Source organism: Candidatus Solincola tengchongensis (assembly GCF_015711935.1).
Lineage (GTDB): Bacteria > Actinomycetota > Geothermincolia > Geothermincolales > RBG-13-55-18 > Solincola_A > Solincola_A tengchongensis.
This window is the reverse complement of record NZ_JACVJJ010000089.1, coordinates 50,736-65,445: the sequence shown is the minus strand read 5'-3', so window position 1 is coordinate 65,445 and position 14,710 is coordinate 50,736. Positions and strand designations below refer to the sequence as shown.

Annotated in this window: 10 protein-coding genes; all 10 read left to right on the top strand. The window is 64.0% G+C overall.

Features of this window, described 5'->3' with window-relative positions; all coding sequences use genetic code 11:
- Position 1 precedes the first annotated feature (1 nt).
- The 10 genes from rplA to rpsJ all read left to right on the top strand — a co-directional run bounded on the left by rplA (position 2) and on the right by rpsJ (position 14,647).
- Positions 2–724 (top strand): 50S ribosomal protein L1, encoded by a 723-nt coding sequence (rplA, locus tag H7007_RS08360; RefSeq protein ID WP_287154663.1) that lies wholly within the window; start codon positions 2–4, stop codon positions 722–724.
- 292 nt (positions 725–1,016) lie between these two features.
- Positions 1,017–1,562, top strand: coding sequence for a 50S ribosomal protein L10 (gene rplJ / locus H7007_RS08355; RefSeq protein ID WP_287154661.1), 546 nt, complete (start codon positions 1,017–1,019; stop codon positions 1,560–1,562).
- Between the two features lie 67 nt (positions 1,563–1,629).
- Entirely contained in the window at positions 1,630–2,019 is a 390-nt protein-coding gene (gene rplL, locus H7007_RS08350; RefSeq protein ID WP_287154722.1) for a 50S ribosomal protein L7/L12, read from the top strand.
- 513 nt (positions 2,020–2,532) lie between these two features.
- Positions 2,533–5,874 (top strand): DNA-directed RNA polymerase subunit beta, encoded by a 3,342-nt coding sequence (gene rpoB, locus H7007_RS08345; RefSeq protein WP_287154659.1) that lies wholly within the window; start codon positions 2,533–2,535, stop codon positions 5,872–5,874.
- A 65-nt stretch (positions 5,875–5,939) separates the two neighbouring features.
- Positions 5,940–9,806, top strand: coding sequence for a DNA-directed RNA polymerase subunit beta' (locus H7007_RS08340; RefSeq protein ID WP_287154657.1), 3,867 nt, complete (start codon positions 5,940–5,942; stop codon positions 9,804–9,806).
- Between the two features lie 131 nt (positions 9,807–9,937).
- Positions 9,938–10,315 (top strand): 30S ribosomal protein S12, encoded by a 378-nt coding sequence (gene rpsL, locus H7007_RS08335; protein WP_287154655.1) that lies wholly within the window; start codon positions 9,938–9,940, stop codon positions 10,313–10,315.
- Positions 10,316–10,352: 37 nt separating this feature from the next.
- Entirely contained in the window at positions 10,353–10,823 is a 471-nt protein-coding gene (rpsG, locus tag H7007_RS08330; protein ID WP_287154654.1) for a 30S ribosomal protein S7, read from the top strand.
- 2 nt (positions 10,824–10,825) lie between these two features.
- Positions 10,826–12,952 (top strand): elongation factor G, encoded by a 2,127-nt coding sequence (gene fusA / locus H7007_RS08325; protein ID WP_287154652.1) that lies wholly within the window; start codon positions 10,826–10,828, stop codon positions 12,950–12,952.
- Between the two features lie 152 nt (positions 12,953–13,104).
- Positions 13,105–14,307, top strand: coding sequence for an elongation factor Tu (tuf, locus tag H7007_RS08320; protein WP_287154650.1), 1,203 nt, complete (start codon positions 13,105–13,107; stop codon positions 14,305–14,307).
- A 25-nt stretch (positions 14,308–14,332) separates the two neighbouring features.
- Positions 14,333–14,647, top strand: a complete 315-nt coding sequence (gene rpsJ, locus H7007_RS08315; RefSeq protein WP_287154648.1) for a 30S ribosomal protein S10 — start codon at positions 14,333–14,335, stop codon at positions 14,645–14,647.
- Positions 14,648–14,710: the final 63 nt, after the last annotated feature.

The following is a 14,710-nucleotide window of genomic DNA, read 5'->3' as shown; positions in this document are numbered from 1 at the left end:
CGTGAAGAAGAGGAGTAAGCGTTACCGCGAGGCGCTTTCGCTCTACGACCGCCAGAAGCTCTACCATCCTCGGGAGGCCGTAGAGATCATCAAGAGGATGCCCTCCAGCCGCTTTGACGAGACGGTGGAGGTGGCCTTCCGTCTGGGCGTGGACCCCCGAAAGGCGGACCAGATGGTGAGGGGTACCGTCAACCTCCCCCACGGGACGGGCAAGGATGTGAGGGTGCTGGTCATAGCCCAGGGGGACAAGGCGCGGGAGGCGGAGGCCGCCGGGGCGGACATCGTCGGCGGCCCGGAACTGCTGGAGCGCATCAAGGAGGGGTGGTTCGAGTTTGACGCCATGGTGGCCACCCCGGACATGATGTCCCAGGTGGGGAAGCTGGGAAAGCTCCTGGGACCCCGCGGCCTGATGCCCAACCCCAAGGCGGGCACGGTCACCTTCGACGTGGAGAAGGCGGTCAAGGACATCAAGGCGGGTAAGGTGGAATACCGGGTGGACCGCCAGGGTAACCTCCATCTGGTGCTGGGCAAGAAGAGCTTCGACGAGCGTAAACTACTGGAGAACTACGCGGCCGTGCTGGAGGAGGTCATCCGGGCCAAACCGGCTGCGGCCAAGGGCCGCTATCTCAAGAGCATCACCTTATCCACCTCCATGGGCCCCGGGGTGAAGGTGGATCCCGCCGTGGTGCGGGACATCCTCGGAGAGGAGAAGGTCGCCGTCTGAGGGATGGCGGTGAGGGAGGCCCCCCCTTGTCCGCGTGCCCCATGCCGCGTCTTTCAGGTAGGCGCTTCAGGGTTTGAAAGATGACCGAGGCGCCCTCGTTGAGGCCGGCGCGTTGACAGAGTGACCCCCCTCGTGTAAGGTTTTTGAGGTCGAGCCTGAGAGGCGGGTGCCGGAAGGGCTTAATATCCCGCGGAGGCCGGAGGAGCCAGGAAGACGTATCATGCAGGCCCCCGTCTCCGCGGGGGCCGTTGGTTTGGGGCCGTTTCCGGGTACGGGAGATCCCGGAGGACGGATGGAGATACGGGAGGAGACCATGCCTCGAGAGGACAAGATCGCCAGGGTCGAGGAGATGCGCAACCGGTTCCTCTCCAGCCGATTCATCTTCCTGACCGATTTCACCGGGCTGAAGGCGCAGGAGATCAACGAGCTCCGCTTCAAGCTCCGGGAGAAGGGCGGGGAGTACCGCGTGCTCAAGAACACGCTGGCACTGCTGGCCATACGGGATACGGAATACCAGCCCTTGGAAGAGCTCTTGGTCGGCCCGGTGGGGGCCGTCTTCGGTTCCGAGGACCCGGTGGCGGTGGCCAAGGAGCTGGCGGCTTACGCGCGGGAGAACCCCAACCTGAAGATGAAGGGCGGCTACCTGGAGGGGAAGGTTCTGGACGCCAATGAGGTGAGGTCCATAGCCCTCCTCCCTCCCCGCGAGGTCCTTCTGGGGAGGCTGGTGGGTTCCCTCAAGGGTTCGCTGTACGGACTGCACAGTGTCCTCTCCGGCCCCTACCGCAAGCTGGTCTACGCCCTGCAGGCGGTGGCGGAGGAGAGGTCCAAGGCGGCCTGAGCCGCGGAAAGACGTTGCGGGCGACGGGAAGGAAAAAGCGGAGGTGTGAGGATTGGCGGAGAAGAAGATCACCAAGGAGGACATCCTGGAGGCCATCGACTCCATGACCGTTCTCGAGCTCAACGAACTGGTCAAGGCGCTGGAGGAGAAGTACGGCGTGACCGCCGCGGCACCGGTGGCCGTGGCGGCGGTGGGGGCTGCCGCACCGGCGGCCGGCGGCGAGGGAGCTGCCGAGGAAGGGGAGAAGACGGAGTTCGACGTCATCCTCCTGGCTGCCGGGGACCGTAAGGTCCAGGTCATCAAGGAGGTCAAGAACATCACCGGGCTGGGGCTCAAGGAGGCCAAGGCCCTGGTGGACGAGGCGCCCAAGCCGGTGAAGGAGAAGGTCTCCAGGGACGAGGCGGACCGCATCGCCGAGCAGCTGCGCGAGGCGGGCGCCCAGGTGGAGATAAAGTAGACATAAAATCCCATCCCAATGGGGAATGCGCGGCAGGCTCTGCCGCGGTATGGGAAAGTGAAAAAATCCTCGAGTTGGAGAGGGATGCCGCCGCATCCCTCTTTCCCTATCCCCTGCCGGTGAAGGCATTTCGAGGCATGGTGAGGAACCGTAGGGGTTCCAGATGGGGTCGAAAGGGATGGACGCTTACATCGTCGTGAGGCCCGAGTAAGGCCAAGGTAGGTGATCCGGAAAAATTATAAGAATATGTGCCTATGCATAGAATATGTGCCCATGCATAGCTGAGTCGAGCTCTTACGGGGCGTGCTCACCGGGGGGCATGATTTTGAAAGGTCCCGCAGCCGAACGCGGTTATTGGGGGCTCACTCGGCATGAGACGGAGGAGGCCGGGAGCTCCTTGATCAGAGGAAAAGTCGCCCTCTTCCCATTTATATTGACAAAATAACTTATTCAATCATATGATAATTTTTTGCGTATATATAAGGGATTTTTTCGCTTCGCGAGGGAAAAGGAGTGAGGGAAGCGGTGAGTGTGACCCACGGAATACGCCAGAGAAGAAGCTTCGCTAAGATCCCGGAAATCCTCGACGTCCCCAACCTCATCGACATCCAGAAGAAGTCTTACGAGTGGTTCCGTACAGAGGGGCTCCGCGAGGTGTTCGAGGACATCTCGCCCATCGAGGATTATTCCGGGGACCTGGCGGTGGAGTTCGGGGAGCACAAGTGGCAGGACCCCAAGTACGAGGTGGAGGAGTGCAAGGAAAAGGACATGACCTATTCCTGCCCCCTCTTCGTCACCGTTCGCTTCATCAACCGCAAGACCGGGGAGATCAAGGAGCAGGAGGTGTTCATGGGGGACTTCCCCCTCATGACCGAGAAAGGCACCTTCATCATCAACGGGACGGAGAGGGTGGTGGTCTCCCAGCTGGTGAGGTCCCCCGGGGTCTATTTCAGCAAGGAACTGGACAGGACAACGGACAAGGAGCTCTACTATGCCAAGATTATCCCCTCCCGCGGGGCCTGGCTGGAGTTCGAGACCGACAAGCGTGACGTCATCGGGGTCAGGATAGACCGCAAGCGGCGGCAGCCAGCCACCGTGCTCCTGCGGGCCATGGGCTACGAGGACGACGACCAGATACTGTCCCTTTTCGACGGTTCGCCCATCATCGAGGCCACCCTGGAGAGGGACCACACCTCCAGCCGCGAGGAGGCCCTCATGGACATCTACCGCAAGCTGCGGCCTGGAGAGCCTCCCACCGCGGATACCGCCCTCACCCTGCTCGAGAACCTGTTCTTCAACCGTAGGAAATACGATCTGGCCAAGGTGGGCCGTTATAAACTGAACAAGAAGCTGGGGCTGGAGATCCCCCTGAACGTCACCGTTCTCACCCCGGAGGACATCCTGGAGACCATCCGCTACCTCCTGCGCATCATGCCCAGCGAGATCGAGGAGGTGGACGACATCGATCACTTCGGCAACCGGCGCGTTCGCTCCGTCGGCGAGCTCATCCAGAACCAGGTGCGCATAGGACTCTCCCGCATGGAGAGAGTGGTGAAGGAGCGCATGACCACGCAGGAGGCGGAGGCCATCACCCCGCAGAACCTGATAAACATACGCCCGGTGGTGGCGGCCATCAAGGAGTTCTTCGGCTCCAGCCAGCTCTCTCAGTTCATGGACCAGACCAACCCCCTGGCCGGCCTGACCCACAAGCGGCGCCTTTCCGCCCTGGGGCCGGGAGGGCTTTCCCGGGAGCGGGCCGGTTTCGAGGTCCGCGACGTGCACCCCTCGCACTATGGGCGCATGTGCCCCATCGAGACCCCGGAGGGTCCCAACATCGGCCTCATCGGCTCCCTGGCCACCTACGCCCAGGTCAACGAGTTCGGCTTCATCGAGACGCCATATCGCCGGGTGATAAAAGGCCGGGTCACCGACGAGATCGTCTACCTCACCGCCGACGAGGAGGAGAAGTACGTCATTGCCCAGGCCAACGCTCCCATGGACAAGCGGGGCCGCCTGGTGGGGCCAACCGTTCTCTGCCGCACCAAGGAGGCGGTGAAGGCGGTGCACCCGGAGGAGGTGGACTTCATGGACGTCTCGCCACGGCAGATAGTCTCCGTGGCCACGGCGCTCATCCCCTTCCTGGAGCACGACGACGCCAACCGCGCCCTCATGGGCTCCAACATGCAGCGCCAGGCGGTGCCCCTCCTGCGCTCCGAAGCCCCGCTGGTGGGGACGGGCATGGAGTACCGCGCGGCCAAGGACACCGGGGACGTGCTCTGCGCCAGGGCGGCGGGCAAGGTGACCTACGTGGACGCCAACCGCATCGAGATAACCCGCAAGGACGGCACGGTGGACGTATATAAAGTGGCCAAGTTCCGCCGCTCCAACCAGGGGACCTGCGTGAACCAGAAACCCATTGTGGACGAGGGTGACTTGGTGGAGGAAGGGCAGGTCATCGCCGACGGGCCCTGCACCGACCACGGGGAGCTGGCCCTGGGCAAGAACCTCCTGGTGGCCTTCATGCCCTGGGAGGGCTACAACTACGAGGACGCCATCATCGTCTCCGAGCGCATGGTCTACGACGACGTGCTCTCCTCCATCCACATAGAGGAGCACGAGATCGACGCCCGGGACACCAAGCTGGGCCCGGAGGAGATCACCCGGGACATCCCCAACGTGAGCGAGGACATGCTCAAGGACCTCGACGAGCGGGGCATCATCCGCATCGGGGCCGAGGTGGGGCCCGGGGACATACTGGTGGGCAAGGTGACCCCCAAGGGGGAGACGGAACTCACCGCCGAGGAGAGGCTGCTGCGGGCCATCTTCGGGGAGAAGGCGCGCGAGGTGCGCAATACCTCCCTCAAGGTCCCCCACGGGGAGTCCGGGAAGGTCATCGACGTCAAGGTCTTCTCCCGCGACGCGGGGGACGAGCTGCCCCCGGGGGTGAACGAGATGGTGCGGGTCTACGTGGCCCAGGTGCGCAAGATCTCCGACGGGGACAAGCTGGCCGGCCGCCACGGGAACAAGGGGGTCATCTCCAAGATACTGCCCATCGAGGACATGCCCTTCCTGGCCGACGGGACGCCGGTGGACATCGTCCTCAACCCGCTGGGCGTCCCCTCGCGCATGAACATAGGACAGATCCTGGAGACCCACCTGGGCTGGGCGGCCCACGAGGGCTGGCCCAAGAAGGGAAAGAACAAGGCGGAGGGCCCGGTTTACGTGGCCACCCCGGTGTTCGACGGGGCCAAGGAGTACGAGATAGAGGAGGCCTTGCGCGAGGCCGGGCTGCCCGAGGACGGGAAGACCATCCTCTACGACGGCATCAGCGGGGAGCCCTTCGACCAGCCCATCACCGTGGGATACATCTACATGATGAAGCTCCTGCACCTGGTGGACGACAAGATCCACGCCCGTTCCACGGGACCCTATTCCCTGGTCACCCAGCAGCCCCTGGGCGGGAAGGCACAGTTCGGGGGCCAGAGGTTCGGGGAGATGGAGGTGTGGGCGCTGGAGGCTTACGGCGCCGCCTACACCCTGCAGGAACTGCTCACCGTGAAGTCGGACGACGTCATGGGCCGGGTCAAGGTCTACGAGGCCATCGTCAAAGGGGACAACATCCCCGAGCCGGGGATTCCGGAGTCCTTCAAGGTGCTGGTCAAGGAGATGCAGGCCCTGTGCCTCAACGTTGAGGTCCTCTCCGAGACGGGAGAGGAGATAGAGATAAAAGAGACCGACGAGGACCTGCTGCGCACGGCGGAGGACCTGGGCATCGACCTGCGCACCGCCTCGGCGGCCCTCCTCTCCACGCGCAGCGAGGAGGAGTCCCTGGAAGAGCGGCCGGAGGAGCTCTGAGTGGAAGCGGCCGCTCGGGGATTCGGCGGGTTATGTCGGAGACATGGTAAGGAGGTAGATTTCCCTTGTTGGACGTCAATGACTTCGACAAGTTGAAGATCGGTCTGGCGACCGCGGATCAGATAAGGTCCTGGTCACACGGCGAGGTGAAGAAGCCGGAGACCATCAATTACCGCACTCTCAAGCCGGAGAAGGACGGGCTGTTCTGCGAGAAGATCTTCGGCCCCACCCGGGACTGGGAGTGCTACTGCGGCAAGTACAAGCGGGTGCGCTTCAAGGGCATCATCTGCGAGCGGTGCGGGGTGGAGGTGACCCGCGCCCGCGTGAGGCGGGAGCGTATGGGCCACATCGAGCTGGCCGCACCCGTCGCCCACATCTGGTACTTCAAGGGTGTGCCTTCCCGCATGGGATACCTCCTGGACATAACCCCCAAGGACCTGGAGAAGATACTCTATTTCGCCTCCTATGTGATCACCTTCGTGGACGAGGAGAAGCGACAGCGTGACCTCCCTCTCCTCGAGGAGGAGCTCAACGAGGAGATCGCGGAGATCGAGGAGACAACGCGTAGGAGGATCGAGGAGCTGCGGGCCGCGGCGGAGGGGGAGGAGAAGCCCGTGGAAGAGGGCGAGGAACCCGTCCCCAAGCTCAAGCCCCAGCAGCTGGAGAAGGAGATCAAGTCCCTGGAGGAGAAGGCGCGCCGCAGGATCGAGGAGCTGCGCAGGGTCTTCGAGGAGTTCAAGGCGCTGGAGTACAAGCAGCTCATCTCCGACGAGGTGCTCTTCCGGGAGATGCGGGAGCGCTACGGGGACTATTTCCGCGGCGGCATGGGCGCGGAGGCCGTGCAGGAGATGCTGGCCAATGTGGATTTGGAGAAGGAGGCCGCCGAGTTGCGGGAGATAATCCGCAACTCCAAGGGACAGAAAAGGCAGCGGGCCACCAAGCGGCTGAAGGTGGTCTCCGCCTTCCTGAACACGGACAACGACCCCACAGCCATGATCCTCACCTGCATACCGGTGATACCGCCCGACCTGCGCCCCATGGTGCAGCTGGACGGCGGTCGCTTCGCCACCTCCGACCTCAACGACCTCTACCGTAGGGTCATAAACCGCAACAACCGTCTGAAGAGACTCCTGGACCTGGGCGCCCCGGAGATCATCGTCAACAACGAGAAGCGCATGCTGCAGGAGGCAGTGGACGCCCTCTTCGACAACGGCAGGCGCGGCCGGGCGGTGACCGGACCGGGCAACCGGCCGTTGAAGTCCCTCTCCGACATGCTCAAGGGAAAGCAGGGGCGCTTCCGCCAGAACCTGCTGGGCAAGAGGGTGGACTACTCCGGCCGCTCGGTCATCGTGGTGGGCCCAAAGCTCAAGTTGCACCAGTGCGGCCTGCCCAAGCAGATGGCCCTGGAGCTCTTCAAGCCCTTCGTCATGAAGCTCCTGGTGGACAAGGACTATGCCCAAAACATAAAGAGCGCCAAGCGGATGGTGGAGAGGCAGAGGCCGGAGGTCTGGGACGTGCTGGACGAGGTCATCCGGGAGCACCCCGTACTCCTCAACCGGGCTCCCACCCTGCACCGCTTGGGCATCCAGGCCTTCGAGCCCGTTCTCGTGGAGGGGAAGGCCATCCAGATCCATCCCCTGGTGTGCACGGCCTTCAACGCCGACTTCGACGGTGACCAGATGGCGGTGCATTTGCCCCTCTCCGCGGAGGCGCAGGCGGAGTCGCGCATCCTCATGCTCTCCGCCCACAACATCCTCTCTCCCGCCCACGGGAGGCCCATCACCACCCCCACCCAGGACATGGTGCTGGGGTCCTCTTACCTCACGGTCATCAAGGAGGGGGAGAAAGGGGAGGGCAAGGCCTTCGCCTCCCCCGAGGAGGCCATCATGGCCTACGAGTTCAAGGAAGTGGCCCTGCACGCCCCGGTGAAAGTACGTATCCGAAAGAAGGGGCGCCCGGCCAAGGTCTATGACACCTCCGTGGGCCGGGTAATCTTCAACACCGCCTTCCCGGACGATTACCCCTTCGTAAACGAAGAGGTGAACAAGGCGGTGCTGCAGCGCATCGTCACCGAGGTGGCCGAGCGCTACGACACCGTGCAGACGGCGGAGATACTGGACAACATCAAGCGCATCGGTTTCCACTACGCCACCCGGGCGGGGATCACCATCGGCATCTCCGACATCACCGTGCCCCCGGACAAGGACAAGATCCTGGAGGAGCCGGAGGCGGAGGTGGAGCGCATCGAGGAGAACTACAAGCGGGGCCTGATAACCGACGAGGAGCGCCACCAGAAGGTGGTGGAGCTGTGGACGGAGGCCACAGACCGGGTCACCGAAGCCATGGAGAAGGCCTTCGATATCTTCAACCCCATCTACATGATGGCCACCTCCGGGGCGCGAGGGAACATCAAGCAGATCCGACAGCTGGCCGGCATGCGGGGCCTGGTGGCCAACCCCAAGGGGGAGATCATCGACCGGCCCATCAAGTCCAACTTCCGGGAAGGGCTCACCGTCCTGGAGTACTTCATCTCCACCCACGGAGCCCGCAAGGGACTGGCGGACACCGCCCTGCGCACCGCGGACTCCGGGTACCTCACCCGCCGACTGGTGGACGTCTCCCAGGAGGTCATCGTCAGAGAATACGACTGCAGGACGGACAAGGGGATCCCGGTGAAGGTGTACACCTCGCAGGGAGAGCTCAATCCCTCCCTGGCGGCGCGGGTGGCCCTGGAGCGCGTGACCCATCCCAAGACCGGAGAGGTACTCCTGGAGCCGGGCGACGAGATCGACATGGCCATGGTGGAGAAGCTCGCCAAGGCGGGCATCGAGGAGGTCATGGTCCGCTCCGTGATGACCTGCGAGTCCCGTCACGGTGTGTGCTGCCTCTGCTACGGGACAATGCTGGCCACCGGGAGGCTGGTGGAGATCGGGGAGGCGGTGGGCATCATCGCCGCCCAGTCCATCGGGGAGCCGGGCACCCAGCTGACCATGCGGACCTTCCATACCGGGGGCGTGGCCGGTGAGGACATCACTCACGGCCTCCCCCGCGTGGTGGAGCTCTTCGAGGCCCGTAAGCCCAAGGGTCAGGCGGTCATCGCCGAGATCTCCGGAAAGGTGACCATCGAGGACTCGGAGCGGTCGCGCAAGATAACCATCACCGGCGCGGACGGCAAGGAGCGCGTCTACCAGGTGTCACGCCGGGCCCGCCTGCGCGTGCGCAACGGGCAGGAGGTGGCCGCCGGGGACCAGCTCACCGAGGGCTCCATCAACCCCCACGACATACTCCGGGTCCTCGGCACCCAGGCGGCGCAGCTCTACCTGGTCCACGAGGTCCAGGAGGTCTACAAGAGCCAGGGCGTGGACATCCACGACAAGCATATCGAGCTCATCGTGCGCCAGATGATGAAGAAGGTGGAGGTCCTGGACCCCGGGGACACCGACCTTTTGCCCGGGGACAAGGTGGACCGCAAGTACTTCGAAGAGGTGAACCAGGCGGTCATGGCCCAGGGAGGGGAGCCAGCCACGGCGCGCCAGATGCTCCTGGGCATCACCAAGGCCTCCCTGGCCACGGAATCCTTCCTCTCCGCGGCCTCCTTCCAGGAGACCACGCGGGTGCTCACCGACGCGGCCATCTCCGGAAAGGTGGACCCGCTCCTGGGGCTCAAGGAGAACGTGATCATCGGAAAGCTCATCCCCGCGGGCACGGGCATGGCCCGTTACCGGAACATCAAGGTAAAGCCCAAGCACATGGGCATAAGCCTACTGGAGGAGGTCGAGTCGCTGACCTCGGGTCAGGAGGCCGAGCGTACCGCCGCCGTTGGAGAGGGTGGCGTGGAACTGCCTGACTGGGCGAGGAGCGCCGGGAGCGTGGAGGAAGGCGACGGTGCGGAGGAGGAACCTGCGGCCGCGGGCGAGGAGGAGGAGCTCTGAACCGCGCGGGGAACGGGATTCAAGCCCATTCCGCGTTGACATGCCGGAAACGGTGGTGATAAACTTGCGCCTTGGCGCGTTTTAAGAGAAAGTAGTCTCTATTTGGAATATTATTCCTGGAGGAGGTAGCTTTGCCCACCATAAACCAGCTGGTACGCAAGGGACGCCAGGAGAAGCGGAAGAAGACCAAGACCCCCGCCCTGCAGGGATGCCCGCAGCGCAGGGGGGTCTGCACGCAGGTGAAGACCACGACTCCCAAGAAGCCCAATTCCGCCCTGCGCAAGATCGCTAGGGTGAGGCTGACCAACGGGATAGAGGTCACCGCCTATATCCCGGGGATAGGGCACAACCTCCAGGAACACTCCATAGTCCTGGTGAGGGGAGGCCGGGTGAAGGACCTCCCGGGAGTGCGTTACAAGATCATCCGCGGCGCCCTGGACGCCGCCGGGGTCACCGACCGCAAGCAGGCCCGCTCCCGTTATGGGACCAAGAAGAGGGCCGGCCTGTGATGCGCCGCGGTGTGAAGGTGTAACCGGAGGAGGAAGCATGCCCAGGAAGGGACCGGCACCGAAGAGGGAGATAGCTCCCGACACCAGGTACAACAGCGTACTGGTCGCCCAGTACATAAACAAGGTCATGATGGACGGGAAGAAGAGCAAGGCGGAGAAGATAGTCTACGGCGCCTTGGACATCATCCGCGAGAGGACGGGGAACGACCCCCTGACCGTGCTGCGCAAGGCCACGGACAACGTGCGGCCCGTCCTGGAGGTGCGCTCGCGGAGGGTGGGAGGCGCTTCCTACCAGGTGCCGGTGGAGGTCCGCCCCCGGCGGGCCACCAGCCTGGCCATCCGCTGGATAGTCAACTACGCGCGGCAGCGCAGGGAGAAGACCATGATGGAGCGGCTGGCGGGCGAGCTCATGGATGCCGCCAACCACGTGGGCGCCTCCATAAAGCGCAAGGAGGACCTGCACAAGATGGCCGAGGCCAACAAGGCCTTCGCCCATTACCGGTGGTGAGGATGAAGGTAACGACCACGGGAAAGGTGGAGAGGACATCGCGGGCGGACGAGGCCTTCCCCCTGGAAAGGGTCCGCAATATAGGGATCATCTCCCACATCGACGCCGGGAAGACCACGACCACGGAGAGGATACTCTTCTACACCGGCAAGACCTACAAGATGGGGGAGGTGCACGAGGGCTCCACGGTGATGGACTGGATGGTCCAGGAGCAGGAGAGAGGGATAACCATCACCAGCGCCGCCACGACCTGTTTCTGGCGGGAGCACAAGATCAACATCATAGATACGCCCGGCCACGTGGACTTCACAGTGGAGGTAGAACGCTCCCTTCGCGTCCTGGACGGCGCCATAGCCATCCTGGACGGAGTGGCCGGGGTGGAGCCCCAGACGGAGACCGTATGGAGGCAGGCGGACCATTACCGCGTGCCGCGCATCTGCTATGTGAACAAGATGGACCGACCGGGGGCGGACTTCTTCGCCTGCCTGGAGATGCTGGAGGAGAAGTTCGACCTACGCCCGGTGGCCGTTCAGGTGCCCCTGGGCCGGGAGAGCGAGTTCGCCGGCTGCGTGGACCTCATCCGCATGAAGGCCGTCGTCTGGAAGGACGAGCTGGGGACAAAGTACGAGTACGTGGACATCCCGGAAGAACTCCTGGAAACCGCTTTGCTCTACCGCCATGCCCTCCTCGAGGCCTGCGCTCCCTACGACGACGAGATGCTGGAGAAATACCTGGAGAGCGAGGACCTGGTGGGCGAGGAGGACATCAGGCGGGCCGTGCGCAAGGGGGTCCTCAAGTGCGAGCTGGTCCCCGTCTTCTGCGGGGCCTCCTTCCGCAACAAGGGGGTGCAGCCGCTCCTCGACGGGGTGGTGGATTACCTTCCCTCTCCCCTGGACGTGCCCCCCGTGGAGGGGGTACAGGTGGGAAAGGAGAAGAAGGAGGTCCGCCGGCCTTCCGACGAGGAGCCCTTCTCCGCCCTGGCCTTCAAGGTCATGTCCGACCCCTATGTGGGGAAGCTGGTCTACATACGCGTCTATTCGGGCACCCTCCGGGTGGGGGCCACGGTGTTCAACAGCACGCGCCGCAAGAAGGAGCGTATCGGGCGCCTCCTCCAGATGCACGCCAATCACCGCGAGGAGCGCGAGTCCATTCACACGGGAGATATAGTGGCCGCCGTAGGGCTCAAGGAGACCTATACCGGGGACACACTCTGTTCCGCCCACCGCCCCATTCTCCTGGAGGCCATGGTGTTTCCCGAGCCGGTCATCTCGGTGGCCATAGAGCCCAAGACCAAGGCCGACCAGGACCGCCTGAGTGAGGCGCTGGAGAGGATATCCGAGGAGGACCCCACATTCCGGGTGAAACTGGATCCCGAGACCGGGCAGACCATCATCTCCGGCATGGGGGAGCTGCACCTGGAGATCATCGTGGACCGCCTGTTGCGCGAGTTCGGCGTGGGGGCCAACGTGGGGAGGCCGCAGGTCTCCTACCGGGAGACGGTGGCCGGGCAAGCCCGGGGGGTGGAGGGAAAGTTCATCCGCCAGACGGGAGGCCGCGGCCAGTACGGGCACGTGATCATCGACTTGGAGCCCCTCCCCCGCGGGGAGGGCTTCCTCTTCGAGAACAAGGTCACCGGCAACGCCGTCCCCAAGGAGTTCATCCCCTCCGTGGAGGAGGGCATACGGGGAGCCCTGGAGTTCGGCGTCCTGGCCGGTTTCCCGGTGGTGGACGTCAAGGTCACCCTGCGCGGGGGCTCCTACCACGAGGTCGATTCCTCGGACCTGGCCTTCAAGGCGGCGGGGGCCGCGGCCTTCCAGGAAGCCCTGCGCAGGGCGGAACCCATACTCCTGGAGCCCATAATGAAGGTGCACATCAACGTGGGGGAGGAGTACCTGGGGGACGTCATCGCCGACATCAACGCCCGCCGCGGCAAGGTGGAGGGGATGGAAACGCGGGGCAGGCACCAGAACATCGTGGCCTACGTGCCGCTGGCGGAGACCTTCGGTTACGCCACCGACCTGCGTTCCCTGAGCCAGGGCAGGGCCACCCACCACATGCAGTTCTCCCATTACGGGGAGGTCCCCCACAACCTGGCCGCGGAGATAATCAGGCGTATCAGGGGCGAATGAGGCGCTGAGAGAGATGGACAGAAGATGGAAAGTATTGGAATATTTTCCGCGGGCCCCGAAAATCAGTCTTGTGCGGGCCATGCGGGATGACTAAAATAGGGGAGTTGTGTCCAGAAAGAGACACCGCTGAGTGATTCAGGAGGAGGGTCAAAATGGCCAAGAAGAAGTTCGAGCGGACCAAGCCGCACGTCAACGTGGGCACCATCGGGCACGTGGACCACGGGAAGACCACCCTGACCTCGGCCATCACCCGGTGCCTGCACAACCAGGGGCTGGACGTGGAGGAGAGGTCCTTCGATTCCATAGACAACGCCCCCGAGGAGAAGGAGCGGGGCATCACCATAGCCATCGCCCACGTGGAGTACCAGACGGAGAAGCGCCACTACGCCCACGTGGACTGCCCCGGGCACGCCGACTACATCAAGAACATGATCACCGGCGCCGCCCAGATGGACGGGGCCATCCTCGTCGTCTCCGCCGCCGACGGCCCCATGCCCCAGACGAGGGAGCACATCCTCCTCGCCCGCCAGGTGGGGGTCCCGGCCATGGTGGTCTACCTGAACAAGGCGGACATGGTGGACGACCCCGAGCTTTTGGAGCTCGTGGAGATGGAGGTGCGGGAGCTTTTGAACGAGTACGAGTTCCCCGGGGACGAGGTCCCCGTGGTGGCCGGCTCGGCCCTCAAGGCCATGGAGTGCGGCTGCGGCAACCGCGACTGCCCCAACTGCTCCTCGGTCATGGAGCTCCTGGACGCCGTGGACGACTACATCCCCACCCCGCAGCGGGACGTGGACAAGCCCTTCCTTTTGGCCATCGAGGACGTCTTCTCCATCACCGGGAGGGGCACGGTGGTCACCGGGAGGATCGAGCGGGGGAGGATCCGGACCGGGGAAGAGGTGGAGATCGTGGGCATCCGCCCCACCCAGAAGACGGTGGTCACCGGGGTGGAGATGTTCCGGAAGATCCTCGACGAGGGCCAGGCGGGGGACAACGTGGGCCTGCTCCTGCGGGGCATCGGCAGAAAGGACGTGGAGCGCGGCCAGGTGGTGGCCGCCCCCGGCTCCATCACCCCCCACGTGGCCTTCCGGGCCCAGGTCTACGTCCTCTCCAAGGAGGAGGGCGGCAGGCACACCCCCTTCTTCTCCGGCTACCGCCCCCAGTTCTACTTCCGCACCACCGACGTCACCGGGACCATCACCCTCCCCGAGGGGGTGGAGATGGTCATGCCCGGGGACAACACGGAGATGAACGTGGAGCTCATCTCCCCCATCGCCATGGAGGAGGGCCTGCGCTTCGCCATCCGCGAGGGCGGCCGCACGGTGGGGGCCGGAAGGGTGGTGGAGATCATCCGCTGAGCGGAGGACCACGAGGTTTAAAGTTATGGCCAAGCCAAGACAGAAGATAAGGATAAGGCTCAAGGCGTACGACCATGAGATAATCGACCGCTCCGCGAAGCAGATCGTGGAGACGGCGAAGCGGACGGGCGCTTCCATCTCGGGGCCGGTTCCCCTGCCCACCGAGAAGCACGTGTACTGCGTCATCCGCTCGCCGCACGTGAACAAGGATTCGCGGGAACACTTCGAGATGCGGGTCCACAAGAGGCTCATAGATATACTGGACCCCACTCCAAAGACGGTGGATTCGCTGATGCGCATGGACCTGCCGGCGGGAGTGGATATCGAGATCAAGCTGTGAGCCTCGGAGCGGTCGGTGCCGGAGGGAGCGGGAGCCGCCTTCGCGCCGTGGAGAGGTGGGAGA

Coding starts and splice junctions, on each gene's coding strand:
- rplJ (WP_287154661.1), top strand. CDS start 1,017: ATGGAGATACGGGAGGAGACCATGCCTCGAGAGGACAAGATCGCCAGG.
- rpsJ (WP_287154648.1), top strand. CDS start 14,333: ATGGCCAAGCCAAGACAGAAGATAAGGATAAGGCTCAAGGCGTACGAC.
- tuf (WP_287154650.1), top strand. CDS start 13,105: ATGGCCAAGAAGAAGTTCGAGCGGACCAAGCCGCACGTCAACGTGGGC.
- rpsG (WP_287154654.1), top strand. CDS start 10,353: ATGCCCAGGAAGGGACCGGCACCGAAGAGGGAGATAGCTCCCGACACC.
- fusA (WP_287154652.1), top strand. CDS start 10,826: ATGAAGGTAACGACCACGGGAAAGGTGGAGAGGACATCGCGGGCGGAC.